Annotated in this window: 15 protein-coding genes; 11 read left to right on the top strand and 4 right to left on the bottom strand. The window is 69.7% G+C overall.

The features are described 5' to 3' along the window. Window positions 1-87: 87 nt before the first annotated feature. The 4 genes from ABL843_RS10980 to ABL843_RS10965 all read left to right on the top strand — a co-directional run bounded on the left by ABL843_RS10980 (window position 88) and on the right by ABL843_RS10965 (window position 4,800). On the top strand, window positions 88-339 hold the full coding sequence (locus tag ABL843_RS10980) for an XRE family transcriptional regulator (protein WP_369658721.1): 252 nt from the start codon (window positions 88-90) through the stop codon (window positions 337-339). A gap of 65 nt (window positions 340-404) precedes the next feature. Continuing rightward, window positions 405-3,035, top strand: coding sequence for a DNA mismatch repair protein MutS (mutS, locus tag ABL843_RS10975; RefSeq protein WP_418119878.1), 2,631 nt, complete (start codon window positions 405-407; stop codon window positions 3,033-3,035). Window positions 3,036-3,069: 34 nt separating this feature from the next. Beyond that, window positions 3,070-3,909 carry a proteasome-type protease gene (locus ABL843_RS10970; protein WP_126024247.1) on the top strand — a complete coding sequence of 280 codons (840 nt, stop codon included), beginning with the start codon at window positions 3,070-3,072 and terminating at the stop codon, window positions 3,907-3,909. A 90-nt stretch (window positions 3,910-3,999) separates the two neighbouring features. Continuing rightward, the gene (locus ABL843_RS10965) at window positions 4,000-4,800 is read left to right on the top strand and encodes an alpha/beta fold hydrolase (protein ID WP_418119877.1); all 801 of its coding nucleotides are present in this window, start codon (window positions 4,000-4,002) and stop codon (window positions 4,798-4,800) included. A gap of 20 nt (window positions 4,801-4,820) precedes the next feature. Here the strand turns inward: ABL843_RS10965 and ABL843_RS10960 are convergent, their stop codons facing one another. After that, on the bottom strand, window positions 4,821-6,293 hold the full coding sequence (locus ABL843_RS10960; RefSeq protein ID WP_418119876.1) for an amidase: 1,473 nt from the start codon (window positions 6,291-6,293) through the stop codon (window positions 4,821-4,823). A 120-nt stretch (window positions 6,294-6,413) separates the two neighbouring features. On the opposite strand from ABL843_RS10960, the gene ABL843_RS10955 reads away from it, so the two are divergent. The 6 genes from ABL843_RS10955 (at window position 6,414) to ABL843_RS10930 (ending at window position 12,265) form a co-directional block, all read left to right on the top strand. Beyond that, window positions 6,414-7,667, top strand: a complete 1,254-nt coding sequence (locus ABL843_RS10955) for an RNA polymerase sigma factor (RefSeq protein WP_418119875.1) — start codon at window positions 6,414-6,416, stop codon at window positions 7,665-7,667. Window positions 7,668-7,720: 53 nt separating this feature from the next. Next, window positions 7,721-8,101 (top strand): YciI family protein, encoded by a 381-nt coding sequence (locus ABL843_RS10950; RefSeq protein WP_126024243.1) that lies wholly within the window; start codon window positions 7,721-7,723, stop codon window positions 8,099-8,101. A gap of 98 nt (window positions 8,102-8,199) precedes the next feature. Next, window positions 8,200-9,003 (top strand): SDR family NAD(P)-dependent oxidoreductase, encoded by an 804-nt coding sequence (locus tag ABL843_RS10945; protein ID WP_418119874.1) that lies wholly within the window; start codon window positions 8,200-8,202, stop codon window positions 9,001-9,003. A 73-nt stretch (window positions 9,004-9,076) separates the two neighbouring features. Then, a complete protein-coding gene (locus ABL843_RS10940; RefSeq protein WP_126024241.1) occupies window positions 9,077-9,673 on the top strand; it encodes a GNAT family N-acetyltransferase in 597 nt (198 codons plus the stop codon). Between the two features lie 70 nt (window positions 9,674-9,743). Then, the gene (locus tag ABL843_RS10935) at window positions 9,744-10,451 is read left to right on the top strand and encodes a response regulator (RefSeq protein WP_418119873.1); all 708 of its coding nucleotides are present in this window, start codon (window positions 9,744-9,746) and stop codon (window positions 10,449-10,451) included. After that, window positions 10,361-12,265: an ATP-binding protein gene (locus tag ABL843_RS10930; RefSeq protein ID WP_418119872.1), complete on the top strand. Its 1,905-nt coding sequence runs from the start codon at window positions 10,361-10,363 to the stop codon at window positions 12,263-12,265. Before ABL843_RS10935 ends, ABL843_RS10930 begins: the two co-directional genes overlap by 91 nt. 4 nt (window positions 12,266-12,269) lie before the next feature. Here ABL843_RS10930 and ABL843_RS10925 read toward each other — a convergent pair whose 3' ends face one another. Next, window positions 12,270-14,618 (bottom strand): cytochrome P450/oxidoreductase, encoded by a 2,349-nt coding sequence (locus tag ABL843_RS10925; protein ID WP_418119871.1) that lies wholly within the window; start codon window positions 14,616-14,618, stop codon window positions 12,270-12,272. An 11-nt stretch (window positions 14,619-14,629) separates the two neighbouring features. Continuing rightward, window positions 14,630-15,604 (bottom strand): Bug family tripartite tricarboxylate transporter substrate binding protein, encoded by a 975-nt coding sequence (locus ABL843_RS10920; RefSeq protein WP_418119870.1) that lies wholly within the window; start codon window positions 15,602-15,604, stop codon window positions 14,630-14,632. Window positions 15,605-15,718: 114 nt separating this feature from the next. Between ABL843_RS10920 and ABL843_RS10915 the strand changes: the two genes are divergently transcribed. After that, complete coding sequence (locus ABL843_RS10915) at window positions 15,719-16,537, top strand: IclR family transcriptional regulator (RefSeq protein WP_126024236.1); 819 nt, start codon at window positions 15,719-15,721, stop codon at window positions 16,535-16,537. A gap of 15 nt (window positions 16,538-16,552) precedes the next feature. Here ABL843_RS10915 and ABL843_RS10910 read toward each other — a convergent pair whose 3' ends face one another. Further along, window positions 16,553-17,380, bottom strand: coding sequence for an undecaprenyl-diphosphate phosphatase (locus ABL843_RS10910; RefSeq protein ID WP_126024235.1), 828 nt, complete (start codon window positions 17,378-17,380; stop codon window positions 16,553-16,555). Between the last annotated feature and the right edge of the window lie 147 nt (window positions 17,381-17,527).

The raw sequence follows: 17,527 nt of genomic DNA, 5'->3' as shown, positions 1-17,527 counted from the left end.
GGGCGCAGGCCGGCGATACGCGCATTGAACGTAGAATGCCCGCGGCACTTTCACCCGTGCGCGCAGGCGTCATGCGCCATGCCTCCCATGCCCTCCCCGAACAAGCACTCCAGCCCCTCGCCCGCCGCCGTCCGCGACGCCCGCATTGCCGCGGGCCTCACGCAGACCGAGGCCGCGCAGACGGTGCAGGCCTCGCTGCGCGGATGGCAGCAGTGGGAGGCCGGCGACCGCTCGATGGCGCCGGGCCTCTTCGAGCTGTTCATGCTCAAGACGAGGCAGTGGCCGCTCGAGGGCGGCCATGGGGCCGGCCGAACGGAGAGCCGCGCGGAAAATGCCTAGGAACGTCCCCCACCTGCCCCCCTGCCCCGCGCGCCGGCGGCATGGATCGCAAGCAACTGATTGAAATGACCAAGACAGACCTCTCTGGGCACACGCCGATGATGGCCCAGTACCTGGGCCTGAAAGCCGACCATCCGGACACCCTTCTGTTCTACCGGATGGGCGATTTCTACGAACTCTTCTGGGCCGACGCCGAGAAGGCCGCGCGCCTGCTCGACATCACGCTCACCCAGCGCGGCCAGTCCGCCGGCCAGCCGGTGGTGATGTGCGGCGTGCCCTTCCACTCGGTCGACACCTACCTGGCCCGCCTCATCAAGCTGGGCGAATCGGTCGCCATCTGCGAGCAGGTGGGCGAAGTGGGCGCCGCCAAGGGGCCGGTCGAGCGCAAGGTGGTGCGCGTGGTCACGCCCGGCACGCTGACCGACTCCGAGCTTCTCAACGACAAGGCCGATTCGCTGCTGCTCTCGGTGCACGCGGGCACGCGCAACGTCTGCGGCCTGGCCTGGCTCAGCGTGACCGGCGCCGAGCTGCGGCTGGCCGAGTGCCCCTCCGACGCGCTCGAAGCCTGGATCGCGCGCATCGGCCCCAGCGAGCTGCTCTACAGCGCCGAAGTCACGCCCGCCTTCGAGCAGCGCCTGAAGGCCGCGCGCGCCGCCACGCCCTTCACGCTTTCGCTGCGCCCGGCGTGGCAGTTCGACGGCGGCCTCGGCGAGCGCAAGCTGGCCGAGCAGATGGGCAGCAACAGCCTCGCGGCCTGGAACGCCGAATCGCTCGCCAACGCGCACGCCGCGGCGGCCGCGCTGCTGGGCTACGCCGAGCACACGCAGGGCCGGGCGCTCTCGCACGTGCAGCGCCTCTCGGTGGAGCGCGACGGCGACCTGATCGAGCTGCCGCCCACCACGCGGCGCAACCTCGAGCTGGTGCAGACACTGCGCGGCGAAGACTCGCCCACCATGTTCTCGCTGCTCGACACCTGCATGACCGGCATGGGCAGCCGCCTGCTCAAGCGCTGGCTGCTCTCGCCCCGGCGCGACCGCTCCGAGGCGCAAGGCCGCCTCGAAGCCATCGGCACGCTGCAGGCCACGGCCCCCGGTGCCACGGCCGCCCCCTGGCGCACGCTGCGCGAGCAGCTCAAGAACACCAGCGACGTGGAACGCATCGCCGCGCGCATCGCGCTGCGACAGGTGCGCCCGCGCGAACTGCTGGCGCTGCAGCTGGCGCTCGCGAAGGCGGAGCAGCTCGCACCGATGCTGCCCGCGGCGTCCGCCCTGCTCGGCCAGATCGCCGAGCGGCTCGCCCCGCCGCCGGGCTGCGCCGCCTTGCTGACCAGCGCCATCAAGCCCGACCCATCCGCGCTGGTGCGCGACGGCGGCGTGATCGCCACCGGCCACGACGCCGAGCTCGACGAGCTGCGCGCCATCAGCGAGAACTGCGACGACTTCCTGCTGAAGCTGGAGATCAGCGAGCGCGAGCGCACCGGCATCGGCAACCTGCGGGTGCAGTTCAACCGCGTGCACGGCTTCTACATCGAGGTGACGCAGAGCGCGCTCTCCAAGGTGCCCGACAACTACCGCCGCCGCCAGACGCTGAAGAACGCCGAGCGCTTCATCACGCCCGAGCTGAAGGCCTTCGAGGACAAGGCCCTGAGCGCGCAGGACCGCGCGCTGGCCCGCGAGAAGTGGCTCTACGAGCAACTGCTCGACGCGCTGCAGCCCTCGGTGCCCGCGCTCACGCAGCTGGCGGGCGGCCTCGCCACGCTCGACGCGCTGTGCGCGCTGGCCGAGCGCTCGCACACGCTGCACTGGCGCGCGCCCAGCTTCGTGTCGCATCCCTGCATCGAGATCCAGCAGGGCCGCCACCCGGTGGTGGAGGCGCGGCTGGCCGAAAAGTCGTCGGGCGGCTTCATCGCCAACGACACGCAGCTGGGGCCGCAGCAGCGCATGCAGGTCATCACCGGCCCCAACATGGGCGGTAAGTCGACGTACATGCGGCAGGTGGCGATCATCGTGCTGCTGGCCTCCATCGGCTCGCACGTGCCGGCGGCAGCCTGCCGGCTCGGGCCGATCGACGCGATCCACACCCGCATCGGCGCGGCGGACGACCTGGCCAACGCGCAGTCGACCTTCATGCTGGAGATGACCGAGGCCGCGCAGATATTGCACAGCGCCACCGCCCAGTCGCTGGTGCTCATGGACGAGATCGGCCGCGGCACCAGCACTTTCGACGGGCTGGCGCTGGCCGCCGGCATCGCGGCCCAGCTGCACGACCGCAGCAAGGCCTTCACGCTGTTCGCCACGCACTATTTCGAGCTGACCGAGTTCCCGGCCACGCACCACGGCGCGGTGAACATGCACGTGAGCGCCACCGAGGCGGGCCGCGACATCGTCTTCCTGCACGAAATGCAGCCCGGCCCGGCCAGCAAGAGCTACGGCATCCAGGTGGCGCGGCTGGCGGGCATGCCCGCGGCGGTGGTCAACCACGCGCGGCAGGCGCTGGAGGCACTTGAATCGCAGCATGCGCAAACTCGTGCACAGGTCGACCTGTTCGCTCCGCCTCCGGTGACCGAAACACCCATGGCCAGCGCCGTAGAATCCGCGCTGGCCGCGCTCGACCCCGACACGATGAGCCCGCGCGAGGCCCTCGATGCCTTGTATGCCCTTCAGAAACTGAACAAACGTGAACTCGGCGCCGCATGACCCGGCACAGTTCATGCCAGATGAACCTGAACCCATGACTTACTGCGTAGGCATCAAACTCAACGCCGGCCTGGTGTTTCTCTCCGACTCCCGCACCAACGCGGGCGTGGACCACATCAGCACATTCCGCAAGATGATCGTCTACGAGCAGCCGGGCGACCGCGTCATGGTGCTGCTGTCGTCGGGCAACCTGAGCATCTCTCAGTCGGTGCGCGAGATCCTCCAGATCGAGGAACTGCGCGAAACCCGCGAGGACGGCAGCCAGGGCGCCCCCATCACCATCTGGAACGCCAGGAGCATGTTCGATGCCGCACGCGTGCTGGGCTCGGCGGTGCGCCATGTGTACGACCGCGACGCCGAGGCGCTGAAGCACGCGGGGCTGGACTTCAACGTGTCCTTCATCTTCGGCGGGCAGGTCAAGGGCGAGGGCATGCGCCTCTTCCTGGTCTACGCGGCCGGCAACTTCATCGAGGCCACCACCGAGACGCCCTACTTCCAGGTCGGCGAGTCGAAATACGGCAAGCCGGTGCTCGACCGCGTCCTCACGCCCGAGACCCCGCTGGACGAGGCGGCCAAGTGCGCGCTGGTGTCGATGGATTCGACCATGAAGTCGAACCTGTCGGTCGGCCTGCCGCTGGACATGGTGGTCTACGAGGCCAACAAGCTCGAGACCGACCGCGTGATCTGCATCGACGCCGACAACCCCTACTACCGCATGGTGCACAACAGCTGGGGCCAGAAGCTGCGCGAGGTGTTCGACAGCATCGAGGACCCGGTGTGGGACGACAGCCATACCGAGCACCCGCTGAAGATGCCCGCGACGCGCCACAGCCCGCTGCGCAAGATCTCGACCCCCGACGAAAAGCTCATCTGAAATGATGCCCCCCGGCTTGCCACTTCGTGTGCTTCTCCACCCCCCGAGGGGGAGGCTCGGCCGCCTTGGGGCGGCCCAGCGACGGCCGTGATGCCCCCCGTCGTCTTCTCGCACGGCAACAGCTTTCCCGCGAGCACCTACCGCGTCGTCCTCGACAGCCTGCGCAACCGCGGCTTCGAGGTCGACGCCATCGAGAAATTCGGGCACGACCCGAAGTACCCCGTCACCGACAACTGGCCGCACCTGGTGCAGCAGCTGGCCGACTTCGCCAAGGCGCGCGCCGACCGCGCGGGCGCGCCGGTGTTCCTTATCGGCCATTCGCTCGGCGGCTTCCTGAGCCTGATGTGCGCCGCCCAGCACCCCGAGCTGGCGCGCGGCGTGCTGCTGATCGACTCGCCCATCCTCGGCGGCTGGCGCGCGAACACGCTCAACGTGGTCAAGCGCACGCCGCTCATGAAGAGCGTGTCGCCCGGCGCCATCAGCCGCAAGCGCAAGAACAGCTGGGAGCACCGCGAGGCGGTGTTCGAGCACTTCCGCAGCAAGAAGGCCTTCGCGAAGTGGGACGAGCAGGTGCTGCACGACTACATCGACCACGGCACCTTCGATGCGGATGACGCACGCGCGCTGAGCTTCGACCGCGACGTCGAGACCGCCATCTACAACACCCTGCCCCACAACCTCGGCGCGCTGCTGCGGGCGCACCCGCTCAAGTGCAAGGCAGCCTTCATCGGCGGGCGCCAGTCGGCCGAGATGAAGCGCGTGGGCATGGCGATGACGCAGAAGGTCACCCGCGGCCGCATCGCCATGCTGGACGGCACGCACCTGTTCCCGATGGAAAAGCCGCTGGCCACCGCGGCGGCCATCGAGGCCGCGCTGCGCAACCTGCTCTGAGCCGGCAGCCGGCGGCCCCGTCACGCCTGCGTGACGTGCACTCCCGGCCGGCGCCCCGCATTCCACTTGCCGCCCAGCGCCCGCTCGATCTGCGCGGCCAGCTGCAGCAGCAGCCCGTCGTTGGCCTGCGCCGCCTGTGCCTGGATGCCCAGCGGCAGGCCGTTTTCCTGCGCCGCCATCGGCAGCGAGATGCCCGGCATGCCGCACAGGTTGGCCAGCGGCGTGTACGCGAAGTTCTGCCAGAGGTTGGCGAACCAGTCGTATACCGAGGGGTTCGTGCTGGTCGTGAGGTACTCGCTGGTGCCCACCTTGGGCGTGGGCAGTGCGGTGATGGGCGTGAGGATGATGTCCCAGCGCTGGAAGAATTCGCCGAAGGCGCGCGAGGTGGTGTTGAACACCGCCTGCATCTTCGCGCGCTCGGTGTAAGAGGTGTGCAGCCCGGCTTCCCAGATCTTGATGTTGATCGGCTCCAGCAGCTCGGCCGGCGGACGCTCCAGGCCCAGCCGGTGCAGGTGGCCGTCGATGACCTGCGCGAAGTTGCTGATGTAGCAGGTGGTCTGGGCGTCGAAGGCGGCCTTGAAGTCGATCTCGGGCAGCACCCATTCGACGTGATGGCCCAGCCCCTCGAGGAACTTGCCCACCCGCTCCAGCTCGGCCACGAAATGCGGCGTGGCGCGGAAGTCGCCCCACTCGTGCGACAGCGCGATGCGCAGCCGCCCCGGATCGCGCTGGATGAGCTCGCTGTACGGCTCGGCCGGCGACCAGAAGGGCATGAACTCGCCGGGTGCGCCGCCACGGCAATAATCGACGAAGGCGGCCGTGTCGCGCACGGTGCGGCTGTGGCAGCCCTGGATCGACACCAGCCCCGAAAGATCCGACAGCCCCGGCGCCAGCGAGAACACGCCGCGCGACACCTTCAGGCCGATGTTGCCGTTCACGCCCGCCGGAATGCGGATGGAGCCGCCGCCGTCGGTGGCGTGCGACAGCGGCAGCACGCCGGCAGCCACGATCGCCGCCGTGCCGGCCGACGAGCCGCAGGTGGTGTATTCGAGGTCCCAGGGGTTGCGCGTGACGTGGAAGGCGTTCTCCGCCGAGCTGCACACGCCGAACTCCGGCGTGGTGCTGCGGCCCATGATGTTGAGGCCCGCCTTGCGCAACTGCAGCGTGAGGAAGCTGTCGGCCGCCGGGCGGTGGCCCTGCATCATCATCGAGCCGAACTCCTGCAGGCGACCCTTCAGCGTGGGGCCGAGGTCCTTCATCAGATAGGGCAGGCCCGCGAAGACGCCCTCGGGGTTCATGCCGTCCTTCAGCGGATCGGCCACCACGTCGTCGAAGACTTCGACGACCGCGTCGAGCTGAGGATCGAGCCTCGCGATGCCCGCGGCCGCCTGCGCGGCCAGTTCCGCCGCCGTCACGTCACCCTTGCGGACCCGTTCGGCCAGGCCGACTCCGTCGTGGTCGGCCCATTCGCTCCAGCTCATTGCCAGCGTCATTCGCATTGCTCCATTTCTTGTTCGTCGAGGAAAGTGCGTCCGATTTTGCCGAGCGTGTCGGCGCGACGCATACTGGCGCGTCCTTGGATGAGCAGGAACGAAGGACAAACAAGCGACCGCATGACCGACGCCGACACCGCCTGGATCGCCACCACGCTGACCGCCTCGCGCCCGCGCGCGGTGGCCGCGCTGCTGCGCTACTTCCGCGAGCTCGACATGGCCGAGGAAGCCTTCCAGGAAGCCAGCCTGCGCGCCCTGCGCCACTGGCCCGAAAGCGGCCCGCCGCGCGACCCGCTGGCCTGGCTGGTCTTCGTCGGGCGCAACGCGGCGCTCGACGAAGTGCGCCGGCGCGGCCAGCACGAGCCGCTGCCGGAGGACGACGCGCTCGTTTCAGACCTGGACGACACCGAGGCCGCCCTCGTCGAACAGCTCGACCAGGCGCACTACCGCGACGACGTGCTGCGCCTGCTCTTCGTCTGCTGCCACCCCGAGCTGCCGCTGACGCAGCAGATCGCTCTGGCGCTGCGCGTCGTCTCGGGCCTGTCGGTGCGCGAGATCGCGCGCGCCTTCCTGGTCGGCGAGGCCGCGATGGAGCAGCGCATCACCCGCGCCAAGAAGCGCGTGGCCTCGGCCGGCATTCCCTTCGACACGCCGGGCCGGCGCGAGCGCGACGAGCGGCTGGCGGCCGTGTGCACCACCGTCTACCTGCTCTTCAACGAAGGCTATTCGGCCAGCGGCGGCGAGGAGCATGTGCGCACCGCACTGTGCGAGGAAGCGATACGCCTTGCGCGGCTGCTGCTCGGCCTGTTCCCCGGCGAACCCGAGCTGATGGGCCTGCTCGCCCTGCTCCTGCTGCAGCACGCGCGCACCGATGCGCGGCTCGATGCGGGCGGCATGGTCGTACTGCTCGAGGACCAGGACCGCGCACGCTGGAACCGCGCGCTCATCGACGAAGGGCTGGCGCTGGTCGAAGGCGCACTGCGGCAGCGCAGGCCCGGCCCTTACCAGTTGCAGGCCGCCATCGCCGCCACCCACGCGCAGGCGCCGCGCGCCCGGGACACCGACTGGGCCGAGATCGACCGCCTCTACGCAGCGCTCGAAACACTGCAGCCCTCTCCCGTCGTCACGCTGAATCGCGCGGTGGCAGTGCACAAGCTGCGCGGGCCGCAGGTCGCGCTGGCCCTGACCGAACCGCTGGCCGGCGCTCTGGACGGCTACTTTCACTTCCACGGCCTGCGGGGCGCACTGCTGATGGAGTTGCAGCGCCCCGACGAGGCCCGCGCCGCCTTCGCTCGCGCCCTGGGCATGGCCCGCACCGCCGCGGAGGCCGCGCACATCCGGGCGATGCTCGACCGCCTGGGCAGGCCCGGCTGACCCGATTCCACCCCGCCCGCCACCCACGAAACACGGAAAAGAAAAGGAAGACCATGCTCTATTCCATCCTCATCTACGGCTCCGAATCCGCGGTGGCCGCCTGGGAGCCCGGTGTCGAAGAGGAAATGCTCGAACGCCACACCGACCTGCGCGAGGACCTCCAAGGCCAGGGCCGGCTCGGCACCGTGCTGCGGCTGATGCCCAATGTGGCGACCACGGTGCGCCGCGCGGGCGACATGCATCCGCTGGTCACCGACGGCCCCTTCGCCGAGACGAAGGAGCAGCTCATGGGCATCTACATCGTGGAGTGCGAGTCGGTCGAGGAAGCCACCCACGCAGCGCACCGGCTGGCCTTCGAGGGCGGCGTGTTCGAGATCAGGCCGATCACCTGGTACGACCCAGGTGTGATTGCTGCGCGCATTCCGCAGGTCTGAGGCTAAAAAAATCTGCCGGCGTTGTCGGATCGGGCCACCGCCGCCCGTCCTTGGCTGGAACGCACGCATTTCGCGGGCGGCAAACCAAGGAAAAGACGATGTCGCAGACATTCGAGGACAAATGCGTGGTGGTTCACGGTGGCAGCGGAGCCATCGGTGCGGCAGTGGCCCGTGCCTTCGCGCGTGAAGGCGCCAGGGTGTTCATCACGGGGCGCGACCGCGCCAGGCTCGACGCGGCGGTGCGCTCCATCGAGGCCGGCGGCGGACATGCCGAGGCTGCCGTGGTCGACGCGCTCGACGAACAGGCCATGCCCCGCCACGCCGCCGAAGTGGCCGGGCGCGCCGGCGGCATCGACATCGCGCTCAATGCCATCGGCATCGTGCACGTGCAGGGCACGCCGTTGGCGGAGCTGCCGCTGGAAGACTTCTTCCTGCCCGTGCAGGCCTACATCCGGAGCTGCTTCCTCACGGCGAAGGCCGTGGCGCCGCACATGGCCAAGCGCGGCGGCGGCGTGATCCTGTCGGTGTCGACGCCGGCCTCGCGCATGCCGGGGCCGGGCTACCTGGGCCATGCGGTGGCCTGCGCGGGCGTGGAGGCGCTGTCGCGCCACATGGCGGGCGAGATGGCGGCCTTCAACATCCGTACCGTGTGCATCCGCTCGCATGCCATTCCCGAGGCGGTGACCGCCGGCTCGCACGCCCGCGAGGTGTTCCGCCCGGCGGCGGAAAGCATGGGGCTCACGGTCGAGCAGATGCTCGCGGCCAAGCCGCCCGGGCTGCTGGTGGAGCGGCTGCCCTCGCTCGACCAGATGGCCGCCACCGCGCTGTTCGCGGCCTCGGAAGGCGCCGGCGCGATGACCGGCGCGGTGCTCAACCTGAGCGGGGGCATCACGCTGGACTGAGGCTGGACTGAGGCCGGGCCCGACCGGGCTCCCTAGAATCGCCCGGGTCATTCCCGAACCGAGCCGATTCCGCATGCAGCCCGACTTCCCGCCAGCGCCCGCGCTGGCCGACGCCCTGATCGTCGATCCGTTCTACCTGGCGATCTCCGTCGATTTCGAGGACGACATGCCGGCGCGCAAGGCGGTGCTCGCCGACTACTTCGCCTATTCGCTGGGCGAGGCCGCGCGCACCGGCCGCTACCTCGCCGCCGAAGATGCCCGGCTCGGCGCAGCGGCCTGGCTGCTGCCGCGCGCCGATGCGCTCGACGCGGCCGAGTCGGCGGCAAAGGGCGAATACCTCGCCGCCACGCTGGGCCCGCGCGGCCACGGCAACTACCGCCGCATCGTCGATTTCATGGCCGCGCGCTCGCCGGCCGTGGTGCCGGCGCATGCCTGGTACCTGTCGATCCTCGGCATCTCGCCCTCGGCGCAGGGACGCGGGCTGGGCGCGCAACTGCTGGCGCCGACCCTGGCCGAGGCCGACGCGGCGGGTGTGCCCTGCTTCCTGGAAACCTTCACGCCGCGCAGCGTGGCCTTCTACGAGCGGCTGGGCTTCCGCGGCGAGGCCGAGCACCTGGAGCCGGTCACGAACTCGGCGTACCTGATCATGTGCAGGCCGGCTCGGCAGTAGTCGGCAGCAAACGGGAAAATAGGCAGATACGTTCCACCCGCCGCGCCAGGCCGGCCGAAGATTCCGCCGCATGTCCTCTCTTCCCGCTGAAGCCGCCGAACCCGTCTCGCTGAGCCCCACGCTGATCGTCGAGGACGATCCGGCCACGCAGGAGCGCCTGCGCCATGTGCTGTCTTCCCTCGGCTGCGACGAGAGCCGCATCTCGGTGACCGACAGCGTCGCAGGCGCCCGGCAGCTGCTGGGCGAACAAGGCTACGGCGTGGTGCTGGTGGACATCGGCCTGCCCGACGGCAGCGGGGTGGAGCTCATCGGCTGGCTGCAGGCGCAACACCCGGGCGTACCGGCGGTGGTGATCTCGGCCTGGCGCACCGAGGAAATCATCTTCGCGGCCCTGCGCGCGGGCGCCATCGGCTACCTGCTGAAAGAGCGCGACGACGTCGAGCTGGGCATCGCGCTGCGCAGCATCGAACAGGGCGGCGCGCCCATCGACCCGAGCATCGCGCGCCACATCCTCGCCTGGCTCGCATCGCACCAGCCACCGGCCGACGCGCCCGCGCAGGCGCAGGCCTGCGCAGAGGCACCGGCGGCGCTCACGCGCCGGGAGCTCAAGATACTCGAGCTCGTCTCGCAGGGCCTGAGCAACCGCGACATGGCCGAATCGCTCTCGATCTCCAGACTGACCGTGGAATGCCACACCAAGAACATCTACCGCAAGCTGGCCGTCAGTTCGCGCACCGAAGCCGTCTTCGAAGCGCGACGGCATGGCTTGCTGCGCTGAGCGGCGCGTTCGTCCTGCTTCTTCTCGCGGCCTGCCCGGCCTTCGCTGCCGGAGAAACCGCCGCTCCCGCGCTGCGCGTGGAGGCCGTGCGCGGCACCGGCTGGAACGACACCGCCCCGCCCGCCGAAGGCTGGACGCCCGTCGCCCTGCCCGACAGCTGGGCCAACCGCTGGCCCGGCTTCGACGGCGTCGTCTGGTACCGCCTGACGTGGGAGCAGCCCGAGCAGGCGCGTGAAGCCGGCCTGCTGCTGCACTACCTGAACATGGCCGGCGAGGTCTCGCTCAACGGCACGACGATCTCGCGCGACCAAAGCCTGGTCGAGCCGCTCACGCGCGCCTGGAACACGCCGCGCTACTGGCTGCTGGCGCCGCCGCTGCTGAAGCCAGGCACCAACACCCTGCTGGTGCGCGTCTCGGGGCTGGCGCCCTACCAGGCGGGACTGGGGCCGGTCGAGATCGGCGAACCGGCGGCGATGCAGTCGCGCTTCGAGCGCGAACGGCTGGTGCGGCACGACCTGCAGGTGCTGGGCCTCGCGGTCAGCGCGGCGGTCTCGGCCTTCTTCGCCGCCTGGTGGTGGCTGCGCCGGCGCGAGACGGCCTATGGCTGGTTCGCGGCGATGTCGGTGCTGTGGCTGCTGTTCGCCTACAACCAGATCGCGACCAGCCCCTGGCCTTTCGGCTCCAACCATCACTGGCAGGCGCTCAACACCTCGCTGCTGCTGGTGTTCAGCGTCTCCTATCTGTTGTTCGTGCTGCGCTACTGCGGGCGCCGCCTGCCACGGCTCGAAGGCGCGGCCGCGCTGGTGGCGGCGGCCGGCGTGCTCGACCTGTGGCTGGCACCCGAGCCGTCGCTGGCGGCGCACAGGGCCATCTGGACGCTGGTGGGGGGCCTCACGGTCATCGTGGTGAACAGCTGCGCCCTGGTGTACGGCTGGCGCCATCGCGGCAGCCCGGTGCGCTCCATCGCGCCCTTCATGGCGATCTCGGCCGTGACGGGCGCGCACGACCTGCTGGTGTTCACGCAGGTGATCGACAGCAACGTCTACTACACCAACATGTCGTCGTACGTGCTGCTGCTGGGCATGGCGCTGACGCAGGCCGCGCGCTTCGCGCAGAGCCTGCGGCGCATCGAGAACTTCAACACCGAGCTGATCGAGGAGGTGAACGCAGCCAAGGCCGAGCTCGCCGCCACGCTGGCCCAGCAGCACGCGCTGGAACTGGCGCACGCACGCATCGGCGAGCGCGTGAACCTGGTGAGCGACCTGCACGACGGGCTCGGCGGCATGCTGGTGGGCAGCATCGCGACGCTGGAGCGCAAGCCCGAGAACCTCAGCGCGCCGGAGCTGCTCGCCATGCTCAAGCGCCTGCGCGACGACCTGCGGCTGATCATCGACGCCACCGGCCGCGACGACGGGGCGCGCGCGCTCGGCGAGCTGCTGGTGCCGATGCGCCACCGCAGCACGGAGCTGCTCGACGCCAATGGCATCGACTGCCGCTGGCAGGTGTCGGGCATCGAAACGCTGGAATTGCCGCCGTCGCAGAGCCTGGACCTGATGCGCTTCCTGCAGGAGGCGCTGACCAACGTGCTCAAGCACAGCGCGAGCCGCCGCGTGGACGTGACGGTGGCGCGCGCGGGCGCCGAGCTTCAGCTCAGCGTGCGCGACGACGGGCGCGGCTTCGCGGTCGATGACCGGACGGCCGGCGCGGGGCTGCGCAGCCTGCGCACGCGGGCCCGCCGCCTTGGCGCCGAGCTGCACCTGCAGTCGCGCCCCGGCGAGACCCGTGTGGCGCTGCGGATGCCGCTCGCCGGCTGAGCGCTCAGAGTTCGAGCACCAGCCGCCCCTCGCAGGCGCGCGAGCAGCAGGCCATCATCTTCGTGTTGGCGTCGCGCTCCACCCGCGTGAGCACCACGTCGCGGTGATCGACCTTGCCGGAGAGCACGCGCACCTCGCAGGAGCCGCACAGGCCCTCCTCGCAATCGCTCTGCACGTCGACGTTGGCGGCGCGCAGCGCGGTCAGCAGGGTCTGGTCGGGCGGCACGGTGAGGACGAGGCCCGAATCCTTCAGCTCGACCTCGAAGGCCCGTTCCTTCGACGGGTCGAGCGTGGCCAGCGTGGATTCGAAATGCTCCACGCGCAGCGCGCCCTCGGGCCATGCGGCGCAGCACGCCTCCAGCGCCTGCAGCATGCGCAGCGGGCCGCAGGCGTACACCTGCGCGCCTTGCACCGGCTGCGCGAGCAGCGCCTGCAGGTCGTTGCGCCGGCCTTCGTCGGCAACGTGCAGATGCAGCCGGTCGCCATGCAGCGCAGCCAGCTCATCGACGAAGGCCATGCTGCGGCGGCTGCGGCCGCTGTAGTGCAGCTCGTAGTCCATGCCCAGCGCCTTGGCGCGCCGCGCCATCGCACTCACCGGCGTGATGCCGATGCCGCCGGCGATGAAGATCGCCTTCTCCAGCGATTCGTCGAGCCTGAAGTGGTTGCGCGGGCCGCGGATGCGCAGCCGGTCGCCAGGCTTCACGTTCGCATGCACCCAGGCGGAGCCGCCGCGGCCGTCGGGCTCGTGCAGCACGGCGATCTCGAAGGCGCCCGCGTCGTCGGGGTCACCGCACAGCGAATACTGGCGCGAGAGTTCAGGCGTGCCGCATTCGACGTCGATGTGCGCGCCGGCCGTCCAGCGCGGCAGCGGCTTGCCATCGGGCGACACCAGGCGCAGCCTGACGACGCCCTCGGCCACCGGCGTCACGCCCTGCACCACCACGGGCCGCGCAATGGAATGCGCCGAGGGCTCGCCGATGCGCACCGGCACGCGCACGTCGCGCAGGCCGGGGTTCGCGCGCTCGGGGTTGGCGGCCGGGTCCCATTCCACCCACAGGTGCTCGGGCCCTCGGAACGAGGTGTTCGGCACGTAGGTGAAGCGCTGCTCGGAAAGCCGCATGTGCGGCAGCCGGCGCGTGAACTCCTCCAGGAAGATCTGCATCTCCATGCGCGCCAGGTTCTTGCCCATGCACTGGTGCGAGCCGTAGCCGAAGGTGAGATGGTCGCTGGCGTTGTCGCGGCGGATGTCGAACAGGTCGGCATCCGAGAAATGCCCCTCGTCGTGGTTGGCCGACGAGGTGACGATGAGCAGGCGCGAGCCCGCCGGCAGGTCGACGCCGCCGACCTGCGTGTCTTTGGTGACCATGCGGCGCCATGCGGCCACCGAGCCGTTGTGGCGCAGGCACTCCTCCACCGCGTTGGGAATGAGCCCCGGGTCCTCGCACAGCTCGCGCCACACCTGCGGATGCTGCAGCAGCAGCTTCACCGCGTTGGCGGTGGCGTTGGCCGTGGTCTCGTGCGCGGCGACGATGCCGGCCATCATCATCGAGTGCAGGTACGAGTCGGTCACCACCTCGGGGTGCAGCATCTGCTTGCGGATGCCGTACTGCATCCAGCCGGGCGCGTCCGGGTCCTGCCGCATCTTGGCCAGCACCTTGCCGGCGTACTGCCAGAAGTTGCCCACCGCATGCGCCACCGCCACCTGCTCCTCGGGCTTCGGACGGCCCCAGGTGTTGACGGTGTGCGCGATGGAGTACTTGCGCAGCGTGTCCATGTCTTCCTCGGGCACGCCGAGGAAGTGCAGCGCCACGGTGAGCGGGATCTCCCACAGCATCTGGTCGACCAGGTCGGCGCGGCCGTCGTCGATGAAGCGGTCGACGTACTCGCGCGCCAGCTCGCGCACCATGGGCTCGTGGTGCTTCAGCGCCTCGGGCGTGAAGGGGTCCATCAGCGCGCGGCGGCGCGGCATGTGGGCGGGCTCGTCCTCGTTGACCAGCGTGCGGTTGAGCGCGAAGCCGTAGGAGGCGAGCACCGCGTTGGCTTCCTCGCCCGTGGGCGTGATCTTCTCGAGCGCGATGGAGGGACTGAAGGTGATGTTGTCGCGGAACACCGCCTTGATGTCCTCGTAGCGCGTGAGCACCCAGTAGCCCAGCTTGGGGCTGTAGAAGATGGGCTCCTGCTCGCGCGCCCAGCGCACGTACTCGGGCGGATCCTGCTGGTAGCCGTCCTCGAAGGGGTCGAAGCCGGCGGCGCGCTGGCTCACCGGGCAGCCGGTGGGCGTTCGCTCGGAAGACAGCGGGCCGTGCGCGACGGGGCAACCGGAAGTGCGCGAGGACGTGGCGGTATCTGGCATGGCGGACAGCTTCAGTCGAGGGTGATCTTCAGGTCGCGGATCAGCTTGTGCCAGCGCTCGGTCTCGCTCCTGAGCAGCGCGGCGTACTGCGCGGGCGTGTTGCCGACCGGCTCCACGCCGAAGTCGACCATGCGCGTACGCACCGAGGGCTCGTTGATGGCGGCGACGAGCTGACGGTTGAGCGTGGTCACCACATCGGCGGGCGTGGCCGAGGGCACCACCACGCCGACCAACGCGGCGGCCTCGACGTTCTTGTAGCCGAGCTCGGCGAAGGTGGGCACGTCGGGCAACTGCGGCAGGCGCGTGGGGTTGGCCACGGCCAGGGCCTTGACCTTGCCGCCCTTGATGAAGCCGGAGCCCGCTGCCAGGTCGACCATCATGGCCGGCAGCTGCCCACCGACCACGTCGGACAGCGCGGGCGCCGCGCCGCGGTACGGCACGTGCACCATGAAGAGCTTGGCTTCCACCTTCAGCAGCTCCATCGCGAGGTGGTGCGGGCTGCCCGCGCCGGCCGAGGCGTAGTTGATGCCGCCCGGCTTGGCGCGGGCCTGGGCGATGAAGTCCTTGGCGGAGCTGAAGCCCGAGTTGGCGCCGACGACCAGGATCATCGGGAACTTGCCCATCAGCGTGACGGGCGCCAGGTCCTTGGTGGGGTTGTAGCTCAGCGACTTGTAGAGCGCGGGGTTGAACACCAGCGTGCCGTTGTCGGCCGAGAGCACGGTGTAGCCGTCCGCCGCGGCGCGCACGGTTTCGGAAGCGGCCAGCGCGGTGTTGCCGCCGGGCTTGTTGTCCACCAGCACCGGCTGCCCGACCTGGGTCGAGAGCGTCTGCGCGACCGTGCGCGCCAGGAAGTCGGAGCCGCCGCCGGCTGCGTAGGGAACGATCCAGCGGATCGGCTTGGCGGGAAAGGCCTGCTGTGCGCCGGCACCGGCGGCGACGGCAGCCAGCGAAAGAACCGCGAGGCAGCGGGCGAAGTGCTTCTTCATGAGAGAGTCTCCGTGAGGAATTTTGTGTATTGCGTAATTATCATACGCAATGCGTAATTCACGGATCGCGGGTTTACCCGGCTCTGCCGGTCGAGCACCTAACATCCAGCCGTCATGAAGCAGCCTCCGGAATCCGATCCCTCTCTCTCCTCCCCAGCGCGCGAACGCCGCCAGCGGGTGCAGTCCGCCGAGACCGGCATGTCCGTGCTCAAGGGGCTGGCGCACCTGGGCGGGCGCAGCAGCCTGACCGCGCTGTCGGCGCACGTCGCCGAGAGCCCTGCCAAGGTGCACCGCTACCTCGCGAGCCTGATGGAAGCGGGCCTGGTGCTGCAGGACGCCGCCTCGCAGCACTACTACCTGGGTACCGAAGCCATCCAGATCGGCCTGGCCGCCATGCGCCAGGCCGACCCGATCCGCGCTGCCGAGCCCTGCCTGATCCGCCTGCGCGAATCGCTGGAGGTGACCTGCTTCGTGGCGGTGATGGGCAACAAGGGCCCGACCATCGTGCGCTTCGAGGAGCCGGGCCTGCCGGTCACGGTGAACGTGCGCGCCGGCTCGGTGATGTCGATGCTGTGGTCGGCCACGGGCCGCGCCTTCCTGGGACTGCTGGATGAGTCGCGCGTGTTGGCTCTGGCCGAGCAGGAACTGGGCGAGGCTACGCCGGAGATGCGCTCGCAACTCGACGCCAAGGACCCAATCGGCGAGCTGCGCCGCGAGGTGCGCCAGGCGCGCTGCGCCAGTGTGAAGGACACCTACCTGCGTGGCATCAGCGCCGTGGCGGCGCCGGTGTACGACTATGCGGGGCGGGTCTGCGCCGTGATCACCGCGCTGGGCGCCACGGGCGGCTTCGACCCGTCGATCGACGGGCCCATCGCCGCGGCGGTGCGGCAGGAAGCAAGGGCCGCGAGCGCCCTGCTGGGCGCCGCGGGCTGAAGAATCAAACCAGGATCAGTCGGCCCAGACCACCGTGCCGGTCCACGCCGTGGCCAGCACCAGGATGCCGAAGGCGATGCGGTACCAGGCGAAGGGAATGAAGCTGTGGCTGCTGATGTACTTCAGCAGCCAGCGCACGCAAAGCCATGCGCTGATGAACGAGAACACCAGCCCCACCGCGAAGAGCGGCACGTCGGCCATCGACAGCGCCGCGCGCTCCTTGTAGATGCTGTAGAGGCCCGCGCCGATCAGCGTGGGAATGGCCAGGAAGAACGAGAAGTCGGTCGCCGCCTGGCGCGAGAGGCCCAGCAGCATGCCGCCGATGATGGTCGAGCCGCTGCGGCTGGTGCCCGGGATCATCGCGAAGCACTGCACCAGGCCGACCTTGAGCGCGTCCCACGGCGTCATGTCGTCGACATGCTCGACGCGCACCGATCCGGGCGGCCGCTTCTCGGCCCACAGGATGATGAAGCCGCCGATGATGAAGGTGCTCGCCACCACGGTCGGGATGAACAGGTGCTCCTTGATGACCTTGCCGAACAGCAGGCCCAGCACCACTGCGGGCAGGAAGCCGATGAAGATGTTCAGCGCCAGGCGCTGGGCCTTGGGTTGTCGCGGCAGCGCGACGACGGTCGAGCGGATCTTCTGCCAGTACACCAGGATCACCGCGAAGATCGCGCCGGTCTGGATGGCGATCTCGAAGACCTTGCCCCGGTTGTCGCCGAAGCCGCCGAGCAGCGAGCCCGCAAGGATCAGGTGGCCCGTCGAAGAGATCGGAAGAAATTCGGTGAGCCCCTCGACGATGCCCATGATGGCGGCCTTGGCCAGCAAAACAATATCCACGCGTACTCCTTTCAAGTGCGGCCATTATCGCGAGGGGGCTGGTCAGCCAGGGCTCAGACTCCCCTGTTCCGGTGATGTTCAGGCACGGCGCGTTGACACACAGTCGAGGGTGTGCGAAGGCATGGGATGCCTAAGGAGCCATTGGTA

It is taken from the genome of Variovorax sp. 350MFTsu5.1, from assembly GCF_048302515.1.
Classification (GTDB): domain Bacteria; phylum Pseudomonadota; class Gammaproteobacteria; order Burkholderiales; family Burkholderiaceae_C; genus Variovorax; species Variovorax guangxiensis.
Note: the sequence above shows the minus strand (reverse complement) of the source record. Positions and strands in the feature narration are given on the sequence as shown.